15 protein-coding genes are annotated in these 13,153 nt (G+C 41.2%); 2 read left to right on the top strand and 13 right to left on the bottom strand.

Annotated elements, in window-relative coordinates; all coding sequences use genetic code 11:
* From ACFIMI_RS07430 to ACFIMI_RS07375, 12 genes are all read right to left on the bottom strand, one after another.
* Positions 1 to 802 (bottom strand): alanine-zipper protein (locus tag ACFIMI_RS07430; RefSeq protein ID WP_375692402.1); only part of this gene is annotated, 802 nt, incomplete at its 3' end.
* 22 nt (positions 803 to 824) lie between these two features.
* Positions 825 to 1,046, bottom strand: a complete 222-nt coding sequence (locus ACFIMI_RS07425) for a hypothetical protein (RefSeq protein ID WP_375637004.1) — start codon at positions 1,044 to 1,046, stop codon at positions 825 to 827.
* A gap of 9 nt (positions 1,047 to 1,055) precedes the next feature.
* Positions 1,056 to 2,189, bottom strand: a complete 1,134-nt coding sequence (locus ACFIMI_RS07420; RefSeq protein ID WP_375692401.1) for a phage tail protein — start codon at positions 2,187 to 2,189, stop codon at positions 1,056 to 1,058.
* Positions 2,190 to 2,196: 7 nt separating this feature from the next.
* Positions 2,197 to 3,210: a phage tail protein gene (locus ACFIMI_RS07415; protein WP_375621736.1), complete on the bottom strand. Its 1,014-nt coding sequence runs from the start codon at positions 3,208 to 3,210 to the stop codon at positions 2,197 to 2,199.
* An 8-nt stretch (positions 3,211 to 3,218) separates the two neighbouring features.
* A complete protein-coding gene (locus tag ACFIMI_RS07410) occupies positions 3,219 to 4,223 on the bottom strand; it encodes a phage tail protein (RefSeq protein WP_375634826.1) in 1,005 nt (334 codons plus the stop codon).
* Between the two features lie 12 nt (positions 4,224 to 4,235).
* Entirely contained in the window at positions 4,236 to 4,886 is a 651-nt protein-coding gene (locus ACFIMI_RS07405; RefSeq protein WP_375692400.1) for a transglycosylase SLT domain-containing protein, read from the bottom strand.
* A 37-nt stretch (positions 4,887 to 4,923) separates the two neighbouring features.
* Complete coding sequence (locus ACFIMI_RS07400) at positions 4,924 to 7,113, bottom strand: hypothetical protein (protein WP_375682104.1); 2,190 nt, start codon at positions 7,111 to 7,113, stop codon at positions 4,924 to 4,926.
* Positions 7,114 to 7,126: 13 nt separating this feature from the next.
* The gene (locus ACFIMI_RS07395; protein WP_375692399.1) at positions 7,127 to 8,545 is read right to left on the bottom strand and encodes a hypothetical protein; all 1,419 of its coding nucleotides are present in this window, start codon (positions 8,543 to 8,545) and stop codon (positions 7,127 to 7,129) included.
* A gap of 24 nt (positions 8,546 to 8,569) precedes the next feature.
* A complete protein-coding gene (locus ACFIMI_RS07390; protein WP_375638652.1) occupies positions 8,570 to 9,505 on the bottom strand; it encodes a hypothetical protein in 936 nt (311 codons plus the stop codon).
* A gap of 1 nt (position 9,506) precedes the next feature.
* Positions 9,507 to 9,932, bottom strand: a complete 426-nt coding sequence (locus ACFIMI_RS07385) for a hypothetical protein (RefSeq protein ID WP_375638650.1) — start codon at positions 9,930 to 9,932, stop codon at positions 9,507 to 9,509.
* The gene (locus ACFIMI_RS07380; protein ID WP_375638648.1) at positions 9,932 to 11,389 is read right to left on the bottom strand and encodes a hypothetical protein; all 1,458 of its coding nucleotides are present in this window, start codon (positions 11,387 to 11,389) and stop codon (positions 9,932 to 9,934) included. The genes ACFIMI_RS07385 and ACFIMI_RS07380 overlap by 1 nt, the downstream gene beginning before the upstream one ends.
* Position 11,390: 1 nt before the next feature.
* Complete coding sequence (locus ACFIMI_RS07375) at positions 11,391 to 12,098, bottom strand: hypothetical protein (RefSeq protein WP_375689564.1); 708 nt, start codon at positions 12,096 to 12,098, stop codon at positions 11,391 to 11,393.
* A gap of 65 nt (positions 12,099 to 12,163) precedes the next feature.
* On the opposite strand from ACFIMI_RS07375, the gene ACFIMI_RS07370 reads away from it, so the two are divergent.
* The gene (locus ACFIMI_RS07370; RefSeq protein ID WP_375649232.1) at positions 12,164 to 12,472 is read left to right on the top strand and encodes a type II toxin-antitoxin system RelE/ParE family toxin; all 309 of its coding nucleotides are present in this window, start codon (positions 12,164 to 12,166) and stop codon (positions 12,470 to 12,472) included.
* A complete protein-coding gene (locus ACFIMI_RS07365) occupies positions 12,453 to 12,737 on the top strand; it encodes an addiction module antidote protein (RefSeq protein WP_375682234.1) in 285 nt (94 codons plus the stop codon). The genes ACFIMI_RS07370 and ACFIMI_RS07365 overlap by 20 nt, the downstream gene beginning before the upstream one ends.
* A 35-nt stretch (positions 12,738 to 12,772) precedes the next feature.
* Here the strand turns inward: ACFIMI_RS07365 and ACFIMI_RS07360 are convergent, their stop codons facing one another.
* Positions 12,773 to 13,153 (bottom strand): hypothetical protein, encoded by a 381-nt coding sequence (locus tag ACFIMI_RS07360; protein ID WP_375617014.1) that lies wholly within the window; start codon positions 13,151 to 13,153, stop codon positions 12,773 to 12,775.

Here is a 13,153-nt window from a genome sequence, read left to right as displayed (position 1 = left end):
CTTCTTTTGCTTGCTCCGCAACACTCTTCGCTTCTTCTGCTGTCGACTTCGCAGTCTCGGCTACTTCCTTGGCTTCTTCTGATAAACTTTTTGCACTCAAAGCGGTTTGGCTTGCATGATCACTCGTGGATTTTGCTTCATTGGCTATTGTTTCTAAGCCTTCTGCTTTAGATTTTGCATCGCTAGCCTCTCTTAGTGCTTGATCTACTTTCTCTGTTACACTCTCTGCTGCACTTTTCGCCGCTTCCGCCAAACCCTTCGCTTCTGAAGCTGTTTGCGAGGCTTGTTCCACTCCTGTTTGCGCCGATTCGGCAACTCTCTTAACAGTTGCAACAGATTCCTTGACTTCAGCACAAGCATTCTTGGATTGTTCTGAAAGAGCCTTTGCCTCTTCTGCAATATCCTTGGCATCATCAGCTGTCCGTTTTGCGCCATCCGCCTTAAGACTTGCTTGTGTTGCTATCGTCTTAACTTCATGACTCGTCGCTACCGCGGTCGCTGCTACTTGGGTTGTCTCTGTTGCTGTTTGAGAAGCATCTTTCGCTGTTTGTTCTGCACGTTCAGCAATAGATTTCGATTCTTCTGCAACCTGTTGCGCACCATTCGCACGCGCCATGGCTTTTTCCGACTCTTGCCTTGCATTCACAACCTGTTCTAACGGCGCAAAGGTTTCATACGAATACAAAGATGCCGTCCCTAAAATCTTCGGAACAACAACGCTATCTTGCGAAGTTCCTTCTCTGATTTCCTCTTTCGTGGCTATTGGTATCAGATACTCATGACTATGATCAGGTATTTTCATCTGCTTTATTCCTCCATTAAACCTAAAATGAACACTCTTTCAAATCTTCAAACTCTTCTCTTAAGGTCTCTAAGCGCTTCTCTAAATCTTTCAGTGAACCATCAAGCTCTGTTTTCAAAGCGGCTTTCAGTAAATCAAAAACGCCAGTAAGCGGCGCATGTACAAAACCTCCCCCAGAATACAAAACGACCCGTACTTGAGACGGGTCGCTAATCTCTGATATCGCAAACGGTTTTAATGACATTTCAACTCCTCATGTCTTGATCCCATAAATTACACTCACATTAACGGGGCGCGTTTCAACACCACCAACCCTCTCTGCCATGAGATGATGTTCATGATGCTCTCTGTCATTCAGACCGTCTGTTATAGGCGTTGAATAATATAAAAAATTAGCAAAGGGGCTCCTGATAAACCAAGGTAAACGCGGCGGCTTGTCTTTTTCTGTAAACCAAAAGGGAGTCTCTACCTGTGGACTTCCTGCTATTTGGTCAAATTCTTGATTACACTTGTCCAAAGCATCCCCACTCAAACCTACACACTCTTCGTCTATAGCTCTCTTTCGCCTTGTCACGGGCGCTTCAGTAGAAGAAACATCCCGTTTTTTTCGAGAAGAAAGACCTTCTGATGACGCTGGACCTATAAAATGCTCATGCGCTTTTAAAGAACAGGGTTGTATACTTGCAAAAGAACGCCAAGGGTCTAAATTGCGTTCATTATCAAGTCCCCGTAAAAATAGCCCCCGAAAATCGGGAACATTAAACGTCGTGGCGCCATCTCCTTCTCCCCACGTCGTTCCTATGACACAAAATAAATCCCAATAGACAAGCCGCGGATAAGCCTTCCCATCACATGGCAACCAACCATCCGGCAAGCGTTCCATTGCAAACGGTCCTATCAGACCGGAAGGTAAACGTTTTAAGGAAGAAACTTTGCCTCTTGTCGGATTGAGAATTTGCCAACCAGTTATATCTTCATCGTAAATAACGGTATAAAGACAGCCATCTTGTATCTCTCCTCCCGATAAGGCTAATAAACCGGTTTCTGTCGCCTTATAAACGGGCTTACCAGCTAGATTATTTAAAGCAATTGTTGTCGCCCCAACATTCTTGCCCTTCGCTTTAAAACAAACCGATATGCCATTCTTATACTCTAAAAATGCCGATTGACTTAGAAGCCTTATCACGCTCGTCTTTTGGTTATTATCAACCGTCACAATCCCTTCAAGAACACCCCCCGTATCCGATAAATACTCACTTACCCGTTGCATCATAAAACGAGCGCTATTATTAACCGTGTTAGGGTGCTGTCCCTCTGACCAATTAATTAAAGCATCAGCACCACCATTCTCAGATGCCGTTAAAGACCAATCATAAATCGTGGACATCTAAACCTCACGTCTTGATTCCAAACACAACACTCATATTAATCGGGCGCGTCTCACTTATACCTGAACTTGCCAATGCAACATCACGCATGTGAAGGTGGGAATGGGGAAAGGCGAGCTTATGGTGCACGCGTATATCCTCTGCTCTCACGCCCAAACGTTCAGCAAGCTTCAATCTTTGCTGGTCATTCAACACATATCCCCAGATGATCGTCATATCACCATGCCAACTCTCTTCCTGATTTTCATCATTCAAAATCGTAAAGGATTGACCCCCATGGTCATGCTTTCTCATTGCGTCATTTTGTAAAGTGCCAAGATAACGAAAGCGGTCTATCTCGCGGTCATCATCAACACCTCGTAAAAAAACACCACGCAAATCGGGAACATTAAACTTCGTCCAACTATCAGCGCCTCCCCACCTGATCCCTATCGCTTCATAAAGAGCAGGATAATCACTACGCAAATAAGCCTTCCCATCACATGGTAACCAGCCATCTGGCAAAACTTGCATCCCAAAAATCCCTATCGTCCCTAGTGGATAAACAGGGATAACCGGCTCTTGCGATAAAGAGAGAGGCGTAGGATTTAAAACTTGCCAAGCATGATCCCTATAAACCAAGCTATAAATGCACCCCCTTTGAAGCTCGCCTCCCGATAAAACACGGAGACCTAATTCCGTCGCCTTGTAAACAGGTTTAGCCGCCAAATCATTCAAGGCAATTGCGGTTTCCCCAACATTCTTGCCCTTCGCTTTAAAATAAATTGATATCCCATTCTTATACTCTAAAAATTGCGATTGGCTTTGAAGTCTTATCAACGTCGTCTGGTGTTCAGCATCAACCGTAAAAGTGCTTTCAATCACACCACTCGTATCCGATAAATACTCACGCACACGTTGCATCATCACACGAGCACTATTATTCAGACTACTAGGACGTTGTCCTTTTGACCAATCAATCAAATCATCACAATAGGCATTCAAGGAGGCATTTAAAGACCAATCATAGATCGTCGACATCTTACACCTCATGTCTTAATCGCAAACAGAACACTCACATTAACTGGACGCGTCTCGCCTTCACCAGTGCTCTCCAAAACAACCTCTTGGTTCTCATCAAGAGTATGAGAACTTACAATGTAGCCCCCTAAATTCTCACGCTCTATGCCCATAAAATTCGCTAGAGAACTCCCCCCAAACAAGCCTAGACGATAGCCCAACACATCCGTCGTATTCCCATCCCAAAAGTTTTCGTTGCTGGTAAAATGAGACATCGAAAGGCTCTGTCCTTGATGTTGATGCGACTCGATTAAATCTGTTTGCACACTTGCAAAAGAACGCCCCTCATCAATATTTCGCCCTCCATCAAGCCCTCGTAAAAACATCCCTCGAAAATCGGGAACATTAAATGTCGTGGCGCCATCACCCTCTCCCCAAACCGTTCCTATCGTCTCAAATAAATCACCATAATCACGACGCAAATAAGCCTTCCCATCGCAAATTAACCAATCCTTTGGAATCCCGCGCATTCCAAACGTTCCTATAAAACCCGTGGGATAAAGATTGCTTTCTTCTTCTTCTAAAGGGAGTGGGGTAGGATTAACAAGATGCCAATGATCTCCATTATAAAACAATGTATAAATGCACCCTTGTTGGATTTCCCCCCCTGATAAAAGCGATAAACCCGTTTCTGTTGCTTTATAAACCGGCTTGCCATCTAAAGCATTTAAGACAATCGTGGTCGCTCCAACATTCTTACCCATAGCCATAAAGCGCAAAACGATACCATTCTTATACTCTAAAAACTGTGAAGTGCTTGCAAGTCTTATCACACTCGTTTGTTGGACATGATCATTTGTAACAATGCCTTCAAGCTCTCCACCCGTGTCTGACAAGTATTCCTTTACGCGCTGCATCATCACACGGGCGCTTGTGTTCACACTGCTAGGATGCTGTCCTTCGGACCAATCAATCAAATTATCCACGCGCGTATTATCCGACGCTCTAAGCGACCAATCATAAATCGTTGACATTTCTCGTGAATCCTAGCTTCTGTAAAATGGTCCGTAAAATGCCCGCATGAATTGCGTCATCAAAGGATTATCATCATCATCACTCTCTTCTTCTTCCGAAGCCTCTTCTTGTGATGCTAATAATGCCCTTAAAACCTCTAACAAGTTGTCTCTATTTCTAATGCCACCATGCGCTGTAGGACTTGCTCTATGAGGCTGCCCCCCATACATCTGTAATACACGGTTGACAAAATCACTTGCACGCATAGCGTTGTTTCCACCATTCAAGCCAACCGCATTGCTCCCAACAATTTGCGCCGCATTGGCATGGGGATTTTGAAGAAGCCGCGCGGCTCCTCCTGCCCCTTGTTGATGTGCTAAATACAATTCTGCTTCACTAGGGGCTCTTCCCAACAGGCGGCTTAAATGATTGCGATTATCAAGCGTCAACCGCCCCATGGCATCTGCCGCTTGCATGGGATCAAACCTATCCTGCAAACCATATTGCTTGGCGGTGCTGTCTATAAATTGATACAACCCACCCGCAGAAGAACGGGGATTCCTTGCATTCGGATTGCCTCCACTTTCAACTTGCGCAACACGGTACAAATAACTCTCTGGCAAACCATAACGCGCTGCTGCTTGACGGATCGCTTGATCTACTGAAGGACTATAACGGGTCATTTTGTTAGCTTTCCCCATTGTTGATATCACTATTGCATTACTCAGAATTCCTAGATCCCGATGTCATCATTCCCCACATTAATCGAGATAAAGAAGCATGAAAGCGTTTTGCAATATCATTGTTTACAAGTCCTTTTTCATAATCATTAATGAAATCTTGAATAATTTTTGCTACTTGTTTGTTATTATATCCCCCTACTTTTAAAGAATCGAGTTCTAGCATTTTTTTATCTAGTTTCTGGAGAGCTTTTAGATTTTTCTGGCTTGTTGTCATCCTGTGTGCATTTCTTAGTATTCTTACAACAGCATGCGGAAATTGCCCAATATCTTTATATTCTTTAAACCCTTGAAAAAGTTTTGGGCGTGCTCTATCTCTTAGCTCTGGAATTCCCTTATAGGTTTTATTATACAACTGTTCGTACTCAAAAGCGTCCTTTAGTCTCTTTACAGCATCTTCACCAAAAGGAGATTTTAGTTTTTCTACATAGCTGTCTGTGTTGAAAAGATTTTTATAATATTCTAACTTATCGCTAGAATTGAACATCTCATCATCAATCTTACTTCTTATGCCTAATTTATAAGCATCTTCGAATGACGGAGCTCTATCACCAACAGATGACACTTTACCTTTACTTTGATATAGATTGCTTTTATTCAGAGCCTCATTGATAGAAACAGAAGAACTCAAAGAATCGTATCCTTCTTTTATAGCTTTAGAGAGATCTTTATAAGAGGCAAAAACCTCCCTTGCTGTCTTATAATCCCCTGAAATGTCCTCTAGCAACTTTATAATATACTTTTCAAGTGAAACAAGATCCGCAGTGTCTATACCATTTAGATTATCACGTTGAATCTGATTGCTAATCTTTACTTTGGTTCGGTGAAGAATATCCATTATAGAATCAGGATATTTTTGTACATACGCCGCATCCGTAATTTTTCGATTATTGACATCTTGCGTAGCTTCTTCGTAAGCTTTCTTAAAATGTGAATGCTCCATTAACTGTTGCACCTTTTTTTGGTGTTCAGGCTTTAAAGCAGTACTTAATGCTGTATCATATAATGGTTGTGACTTTATACTACCTATATTATCAAAAGCTTTTTGAAGCTGTCCTGCATCCAGAGTCGAAGTAGATTTGTTTACTGACTCTTCTAAAGCATCTTCAAGATCTCCACTTCCCTTTCTTTTGATAAAGTTTTCATCTAGAGCTTTGCCCATTCGTCCTGAAATTCCAGCTGCTCTTTTACCAAGCTCTTCATTAAGCTGCTCATGAAGCATCCTATTGTTTTGAACTATACCATAAATATGATTTTTAAATCCTGGAATAATATCACTAAGACGTGCTTCAGAACCACTTTTTGCAAGAGTATCTGGTAGGTTTTTTATCCCCGAATGATATGCATAACTAGCAATATTCCGTAAATCTCTCTTAGAAAAACCATCTGGAGCTTTCTTTCCTGCATTGCCGATAGCATTATACCCTCTCCCAGCAAAAGAACCTACGATAGAGAGAAATGGAGACGCTACACTTCCAATTGCAGCATTATTTATCCCACTATCTATAGAATCTCCCCATCCTACACCACTTCCAACTCCTGATAACGCTCCTGATAATGCACCTGATCTCACCGCTGTTTTAAGACCTAAATCTTTTCCTGGAATACCTATTGCTTCACCTACAAGACGGGGAAACAAACTAGCTTTTCTAGCTCCAAATGCTGCTAACCCTAACCTACTCGCAATTAACGGCACTCCCCCCGTCGCTATCAATGGTAAAATAGACCCTATAAAATTTCCACCAAATGATAACCAAGGATATGCTCTATGTACTGCCCTCTGATAAGCGCGTGCCTTCTTTACAGCCTCATCATAATTGCTTCCTGATAAGTGGGAAAACAAACCTTGAAGCTCATCACTAAAGTTTGCTGTAAGTCCTTCTGCAGTAGAGCTTCTGAGAGCATCCCACATCGAAATATTTTCAGTAGGATATTCTTCTTCTAACTTTTGTGTTTCTTCTGGATGCTGTGTAACCCCTGTATAGCTATTTTGTGCATTCCAAATTTTTTCCATTATATCTTTATCTGAAATATGACCAATGATAGGAGAATAAGGTGTATAATTACTCGTCTGCTGGCTGCTATTTTTATACAATGCCGCTTGAATTTTTTCCATTATGTCTTTATCTGAAATATGGCCAATAACAGGAGAATAAGGTACATATCCCATATCAATTTCTCTTTCACTTGTTTCTTATGTAACCACCGTCATCTACAAAGACTTCACCTTTAGACAATCTATCCTCATCATCTTTATTTTTTACATGTGTAAATTGTGAAATAGGTAAAATAGGCAATGATAGAAAATCATTATATTCAGTGTTCCAATTATTTAAAAGTTTTTGTGTATTACTCCTTGCCTTCAACACTGCCTCTTTTACAGCTATAATTTCTTCTAACAATATATCTCGCCTCAGGTTTGTATCTAAATTTCCCAAACGGGTCTGTAATGATGTAAATTCTTGTATATTCATATTTCCATACCCTGACGCTCCATTTGGTGACTTCTGTTTCATTTCCTCCAAAGTATCACGTGCAAGATTCTTTTTAACCGCTTCAATATTTGACTTTAATATTGAAGCGTCAGTTGAAGATAATATTGAAAATATTGGTGCTAATATATTTGTACCAGTTAATGTAGATCGAACTAGTTTTTCTGTATTATCAAGTAACCTAATATTAGTATTCTGACTAACTAATTCAGATTCAAAAAATTGTTTTTGCTTTGTAAGCTTTTCTTTTTTTTCCTTATATGCCTTACTTCCTTTAATAACCTTTGCTTCCCACTGTTTAGTCTCAGGATTAAAAACACCATAGTAATCAGGAGAAAATTTAGGTGGTGTATTATCTATTTGCTGAGAACTAGAACGTGCATTCATTCCTTGTGTAAACAACCCATTAAGCATTTGCGGATTACGTGCCATGATAGCAGCTTCTTCTTCGCTGTAACCTTTAGATTTTAGGTATTCGACGGTTTGATTGACTTGTTCTCTTCGTTTATCACCTTCATTAAGATGCTTCACACCACTTGCAAGCGCATCCCACCCAGAACCGTCTGATGAAGATTCCGCCATACCTGCAAAAAGATCTTTGAGCTTCTGATACGCATCTGATTGAAAAAACTTATAAGTATTGGACTGTAAAAATTTCTCTGCATCTGTCAGTTCAGGAGTCGGTGTTGGGGAAGCGGGTGCTAATGGTTGCGTTTGTTCATTAACATGAGGTTTTAGTTCTTGTGGAGTACTCTCTAGTGCATTTGGCATGGGTGGATGTTGATCAAATCCAAGAGGCATTTCCGCTCTAGGAGCCGTATAGGGCATAAATGGTCCATATGGATTCAGCATACTCTGTAAATAGGGGTTGGATGGGGCTTGTGCTTTCTCTGGTGTCATCATACTTTCAATACCTGACATTCCAGTCATAAATAGAGAGGTTTTGGGGTACTTTGTTATGAAATTCCCCACGGGGTTCTTTGTTATTAATTGTCCCAATCTATTCGCCCCTGTAACCGCTTTAGGAGCAAGATACCTAAAAACATGAGGCGCAGCTCTTGCTGCCATAAAAGCTGCCCCAGCTAATGGAAATAATATTGGAAATGCCATCACACTCTCCTACAAAACTATTCTTTAATTATTCTCCAGAGCTTTCTTTTGATTCATGTAATCTAAAAAAAACTTGGATGCTCCTCCTGCCAACGCTGCTCCCATTGGACCACCTGCCATGTAACCAAAAGCCATCGGTGCTGCTTGAAGTGCTAAAGAACCTATAGTCCCTACATTTTTCCACGGATTATTGCCCTCTATCTTAGAGATTGTATGATTATTCGTTGTCGTACCGTAATTTCTTGCAAAGCCATGACCGGCGTTCATAAGCATATTCAACCTATTCCAGCCGCTATTGTCTTGTTCCAGCCAACGTTCTCTATTGGCATCAACAAGGCGTTGATTGTAGTCATTAAGAACAGATGACCCCTGCAACATATTCGAATAGGCATTATTATAAGAGGGGAATAAGTTGCCTATCATGCCTAAGCGATACTTATTAAAATCACCAAGTAAGGCATTAGCATGTAACATATCCTGCTTATTCTGACGGTAATGATTAATCCTAGCACTTTTAGACAATGCATCAAGTTCACGCGCCAACACTTTTGTATGTGCACCAGATCCATAACCACCAGCACCTACAAAAGAGCTGTTAATCGTATCTCTCACATCATCCATAGATTTTTTAAGTACATCTTCAAAATCCTGATCATAGCCCCCTTTATAACTAGAAGCCAATTCACCAATATTTCTTTCTGCATGCATGGGAGTATTCATCAAATGATTCATATAATTTTGATATTGATGAGGAATAGCTCCAAGACCTCCGATTGCTTGGTAAGTTGGAGCACTTAAAGGTGCAACACGAGGTCCCCCATAAACATTACCACCCATCCCTGTGTCATACATGTTATACGCATCTGCACCCCCACGCTTAAAGACATTCTGCATCCAAGTAGGAGGGGCGCTTGTTTGTACCTGTTTTTGTTCTGTCGTTGTTGGTGTCTTGCTCCCCATGTCACAATTCCTTCCTATAATAAAGCATACCTATGCTATAGCCTTGCTTGGTTAGTGCACGCTTCCAACCTAAACGACCCAAGATCTCCATTTCAGAAGCACCATTCTCACGCGCCCAATCCTCTGCAACTTGCAAATTATCAACCAAATCAAGAATGCCCTTGCCACTACATTCACAAATCAGTGCGCGCTTCTTTCCTAAAACTGTCTGCTGTATCTGGGTCGTGAATGCCGCTAAAAAGCGCTCGTCATCATCCAAAACAAGCCATAACTGTTTCTTGCCACTGCAAATCGCTTCAAGGAGCTCTTGCAACGTGATTTCATGTTTAAAACGTTCCACATACTTGCGAAACGACGCAATGATGTCTTCCAGATAAGGCGCTATACGCTCCATATCCCAAGACGTGGTCAAAAAAACTTTTGCCATTATCCTCTGCCTAAAGGACGTAAATCCACATTAAACCCTGTGATATGGTTCCAATGAACGCCTTCAGGAATACGCAATTTAAAGCGATGATAACGATTGCGCGAACGACCATGATAAGCGCCCGTAAGATAAGAACATGCCCTCTCTTGGTGCCATGTAATCGGTGTCTGATCATTACGAAGCCGACGTTCTCCGATACTTAAAAGACCTTCCGTCGTATCAACTTCGGCAAACATTTTTGTGATAAAGTTAAAACTTCCATCTGGTGCTCCCAATTCTTGCGAAACAACCGTTGCCTCCATCGGTGCTCCCGTAAACATAACAAGCCGATTTTCATCATCAAAAGCACCAAGCATGGGTGCGCCACTTTGCCAACGAGGGCTGTCTAAAGAAGCCGGCAAGGACTCAAGATTGATCGATATCTCATCTAACTGTTCTAAAGTATACCCTGTCGTAAATACTGGAAACAACGTGAAAGGTTTTCCCTGTAGCGTCGACCATTTCTGCAAGCCCCAATCATAGACAAAGGTCGTTTGCTCGTTATTACCTCTTTTTAAGGACCAGTAAATCCGGTTATCAACGGGGTCTATAACCCCTTGCATCTCATCAAGAGCAAACTTATCAAAGGTTTTAAAAACTGTTCTATCAACTTTCTCAAAGCCTATCGGCAAAAGTTGACCATCCAAACTCATCTGATAAAAACCACCATCACTCGCAAAAAAAGCATCACTCCCTCGACATGCTATAGAGGCTGCACTGCGCGCTCCGCGCTTGTCTTGGATCTTTTGAAAACTGTATACAAGTTCAGCCCCTGGAGTAAATAAACCAGCGTAAATAGCAGAACGCATAAAAATAAGGGGATTGGTGGATTCCGTCGCCCCTTGCACATATTCTCCATCTGGAAAATCTATATGATCACATTTTTTTTTACCTATTTCCCATAAAGTTACATCGTTCAAACCTGACCAATGAATGCGATTGGGATTATCTGTCAATTGCATCAAACAAACAAAAGGTCCCCAAACTTTGATCAATCCTGCTTTCGGTGGATTTCCTTCTAAATCTTCAAACCGTTCAGAACTAAGGACCTTGAAAACTTGCGGCTTATCATTTTTATTCACCGCAATAACCATGTTTTTAAAAAGAGCAAACGACCATTTATTCTCTTCATTTGCTTGATAGGTCACACCACTTTGGCTTATGTCTTTCCAACCCTTGGTTTGACTATCATAACTGTAAAGCTTTTGCTTGCCTCCTACGATTATCTTAACACCATTGCCACTTCTAAACGCTATGCACCCCAAAGGCTTTTCTTCCAAAGCATGAGACACAACCATTGCACTAGGCATCGGAATGTAACAGCCATCAGCCGGTAAAACATTCACAAGCGTATCCGTAAAGCTACCGTTGACGACCGCAACATCTGGTCTGTAATCGGCTATAGGAAAATAAACCATCTTAAAAATCCGTTGGTATTATTCTGGTCACGTTATGACGTTGAGACGTCTCTGCACGCAATTCATGCAACTGTTCGTTAAAGTCATTGTAAGCTGCCGTTGCACAATCGGGGTCTTTCAAGATATTCTTGTAAAGTTCGTATTTTGCACGCGCCTTAATCAAATCAAACGCGTGCACAAACCATAGATGCTCCTCATCAACACTCTCTATCTCTGATAAACGCAATGGAGAGAGAATGAGTTGAATCTGATAGGCTCTATCCGGCGTGGGATAAAGATGTAATTTCCTATCAAAATAACTGTAACAAACCGGCGTTCCTTGCTGCTCTGATGATAACAAAGGCTCTAAAGAAACATGGTCCTTACACTCCAATGCAAACTTATGATGTTGATCAGAGCTTAGATAAACGTTTTTTATTTTAACAGCTGTTTCAATAGGGCGGGTAGCGCTTGCATCATAAACACCTTGTCCCGCCCGTGTCTCAAACACCACATCACGGCTTTCGTTAAAGTAAAAGGTCTCCCGTTCACAAAAACGAATGGCTGCAAAAATGCTTTCTTGGATTTGATGAACATACTCATCCGCTATGTCATCAATCTCATCTTGAATGACCGACACTAAGTGCGAAAGTGTTCTCTTATGACGATAAACATCTCGCTTTACAGGTATCGGTCCTCCGGTCTTAACCCGAATATAATGACGTGTCATCAAAATACCTTTCAGTAAAAATTATTACTATTGATATTATATATTTTGTGTATTATAGTACTCAAATGGTGTTCATCCATAAAACGATAGAATTTGATACTTGGCTTAAGAAACTTAAAGATAAAAGCGTTAAGGCTATTATTCTTCAACGTATTGTCCGCTTAAAACAGGGTCTTTTCGGTGATGTTAAATTCTTTAATGGCATAGGTGAATTACGTATCCATTATGGTGCTGGTTACCGAATTTATTTTACAAAAAAAGGTTCTGATTTTATCCTTTTGTTATGTGGTGGAGATAAATCAACGCAGAAAAAAGATATTGAACAAGCATTAAAGTTAAAAGAGGAGTACAGTGATGAAAATAACCCCATTTAAACCAGAAGAATATCTTGAAGACATTGAAGTACAACAAGCATTTCTTAATGAAGCCTTTAAAACCGGTGATGCCTCTCATATAGCGGATGCCCTTGGTATTGTTGCTAGAGCACAAAATATGCGTGCCTTAGCAAAAGAAACCAATCGAGAACGCAGTGGATTATACCGCTCTTTAAGCAAAACAGGTGACCCTAAACTTTCTACCTTAGTCGCTGTCTTATCTGCCCTTAATTTACAACTCTCGGTACAATCTGTTAATTCATAAACTGAGGGGAAGCTAATAGATCTCTCCCCTCAATTTTAGTGATTGGTTACGAATTCAACGACTATACTTGCTTGACCAGCTTGTACTGTCTTATCAGCTTTAGCATAGAGAGTAAGTTCTTCATCATAAGGGACAAATTCCTTCTGATTAGTGGGCTTAACCTCTTTTACTGCCTGTTGTTTGATTTCCGCTTCACCAAACTCAGTCCCTCCAGCAGTGCACCCTATTTTGACCTTTGTGTCCGAAAATGCTGTCTTAACAAACACTTTAATCGAAGTAATCAAAGCACCACGAGGTAGCGTGCCTATTCTCATAGCGTTTTCTTTATCTTCATAGCTAAAATTAAGCCGCAAAAAGCTTACCTGCTGGGTATGAAGATTTCTCCCTTGCAAGGGCTGTGGTAAATAATCTGCCAT

Origin of the sequence: Bartonella sp. AP4SXKL, from assembly GCF_042195845.1 — a bacterium.
Classification (GTDB): Bacteria; Pseudomonadota; Alphaproteobacteria; order Rhizobiales; family Rhizobiaceae; genus Bartonella.
Note: the sequence above shows the minus strand (reverse complement) of the source record. Positions and strands in the feature narration are given on the sequence as shown.

What these genes read in the sequence shown, in the direction of transcription:
- ACFIMI_RS07420 (WP_375692401.1), bottom strand. Translation starts at nt 2,189, where the DNA reads ATGTCCACGATTTATGATTGGTCTTTAACGGCATCTGAGAATGGTGGT.
- ACFIMI_RS07375 (WP_375689564.1), bottom strand. Translation starts at nt 12,098, where the DNA reads ATGACACGTCATTATATTCGGGTTAAGACCGGAGGACCGATACCTGTA.
- ACFIMI_RS07360 (WP_375617014.1), bottom strand. Translation starts at nt 13,153, where the DNA reads ATGGCAGATTATTTACCACAGCCCTTGCAAGGGAGAAATCTTCATACC.
- ACFIMI_RS07385 (WP_375638650.1), bottom strand. Translation starts at nt 9,932, where the DNA reads ATGGCAAAAGTTTTTTTGACCACGTCTTGGGATATGGAGCGTATAGCG.
- ACFIMI_RS07410 (WP_375634826.1), bottom strand. Translation starts at nt 4,223, where the DNA reads ATGTCAACGATTTATGATTGGTCGCTTAGAGCGTCGGATAATACGCGC.
- ACFIMI_RS07365 (WP_375682234.1), top strand. Translation starts at nt 12,453, where the DNA reads ATGAAAATAACCCCATTTAAACCAGAAGAATATCTTGAAGACATTGAA.
- ACFIMI_RS07415 (WP_375621736.1), bottom strand. Translation starts at nt 3,210, where the DNA reads ATGTCGACGATCTATGATTGGTCTTTAAATGCCTCCTTGAATGCCTAT.
- ACFIMI_RS07395 (WP_375692399.1), bottom strand. Translation starts at nt 8,545, where the DNA reads ATGGCATTTCCAATATTATTTCCATTAGCTGGGGCAGCTTTTATGGCA.
- ACFIMI_RS07370 (WP_375649232.1), top strand. Translation starts at nt 12,164, where the DNA reads ATGGTGTTCATCCATAAAACGATAGAATTTGATACTTGGCTTAAGAAA.
- ACFIMI_RS07425 (WP_375637004.1), bottom strand. Translation starts at nt 1,046, where the DNA reads ATGTCATTAAAACCGTTTGCGATATCAGAGATTAGCGACCCGTCTCAA.
- ACFIMI_RS07405 (WP_375692400.1), bottom strand. Translation starts at nt 4,886, where the DNA reads ATGACCCGTTATAGTCCTTCAGTAGATCAAGCGATCCGTCAAGCAGCA.
- ACFIMI_RS07390 (WP_375638652.1), bottom strand. Translation starts at nt 9,505, where the DNA reads ATGGGGAGCAAGACACCAACAACGACAGAACAAAAACAGGTACAAACA.
- ACFIMI_RS07380 (WP_375638648.1), bottom strand. Translation starts at nt 11,389, where the DNA reads ATGGTTTATTTTCCTATAGCCGATTACAGACCAGATGTTGCGGTCGTC.
- ACFIMI_RS07400 (WP_375682104.1), bottom strand. Translation starts at nt 7,113, where the DNA reads ATGGGATATGTACCTTATTCTCCTGTTATTGGCCATATTTCAGATAAA.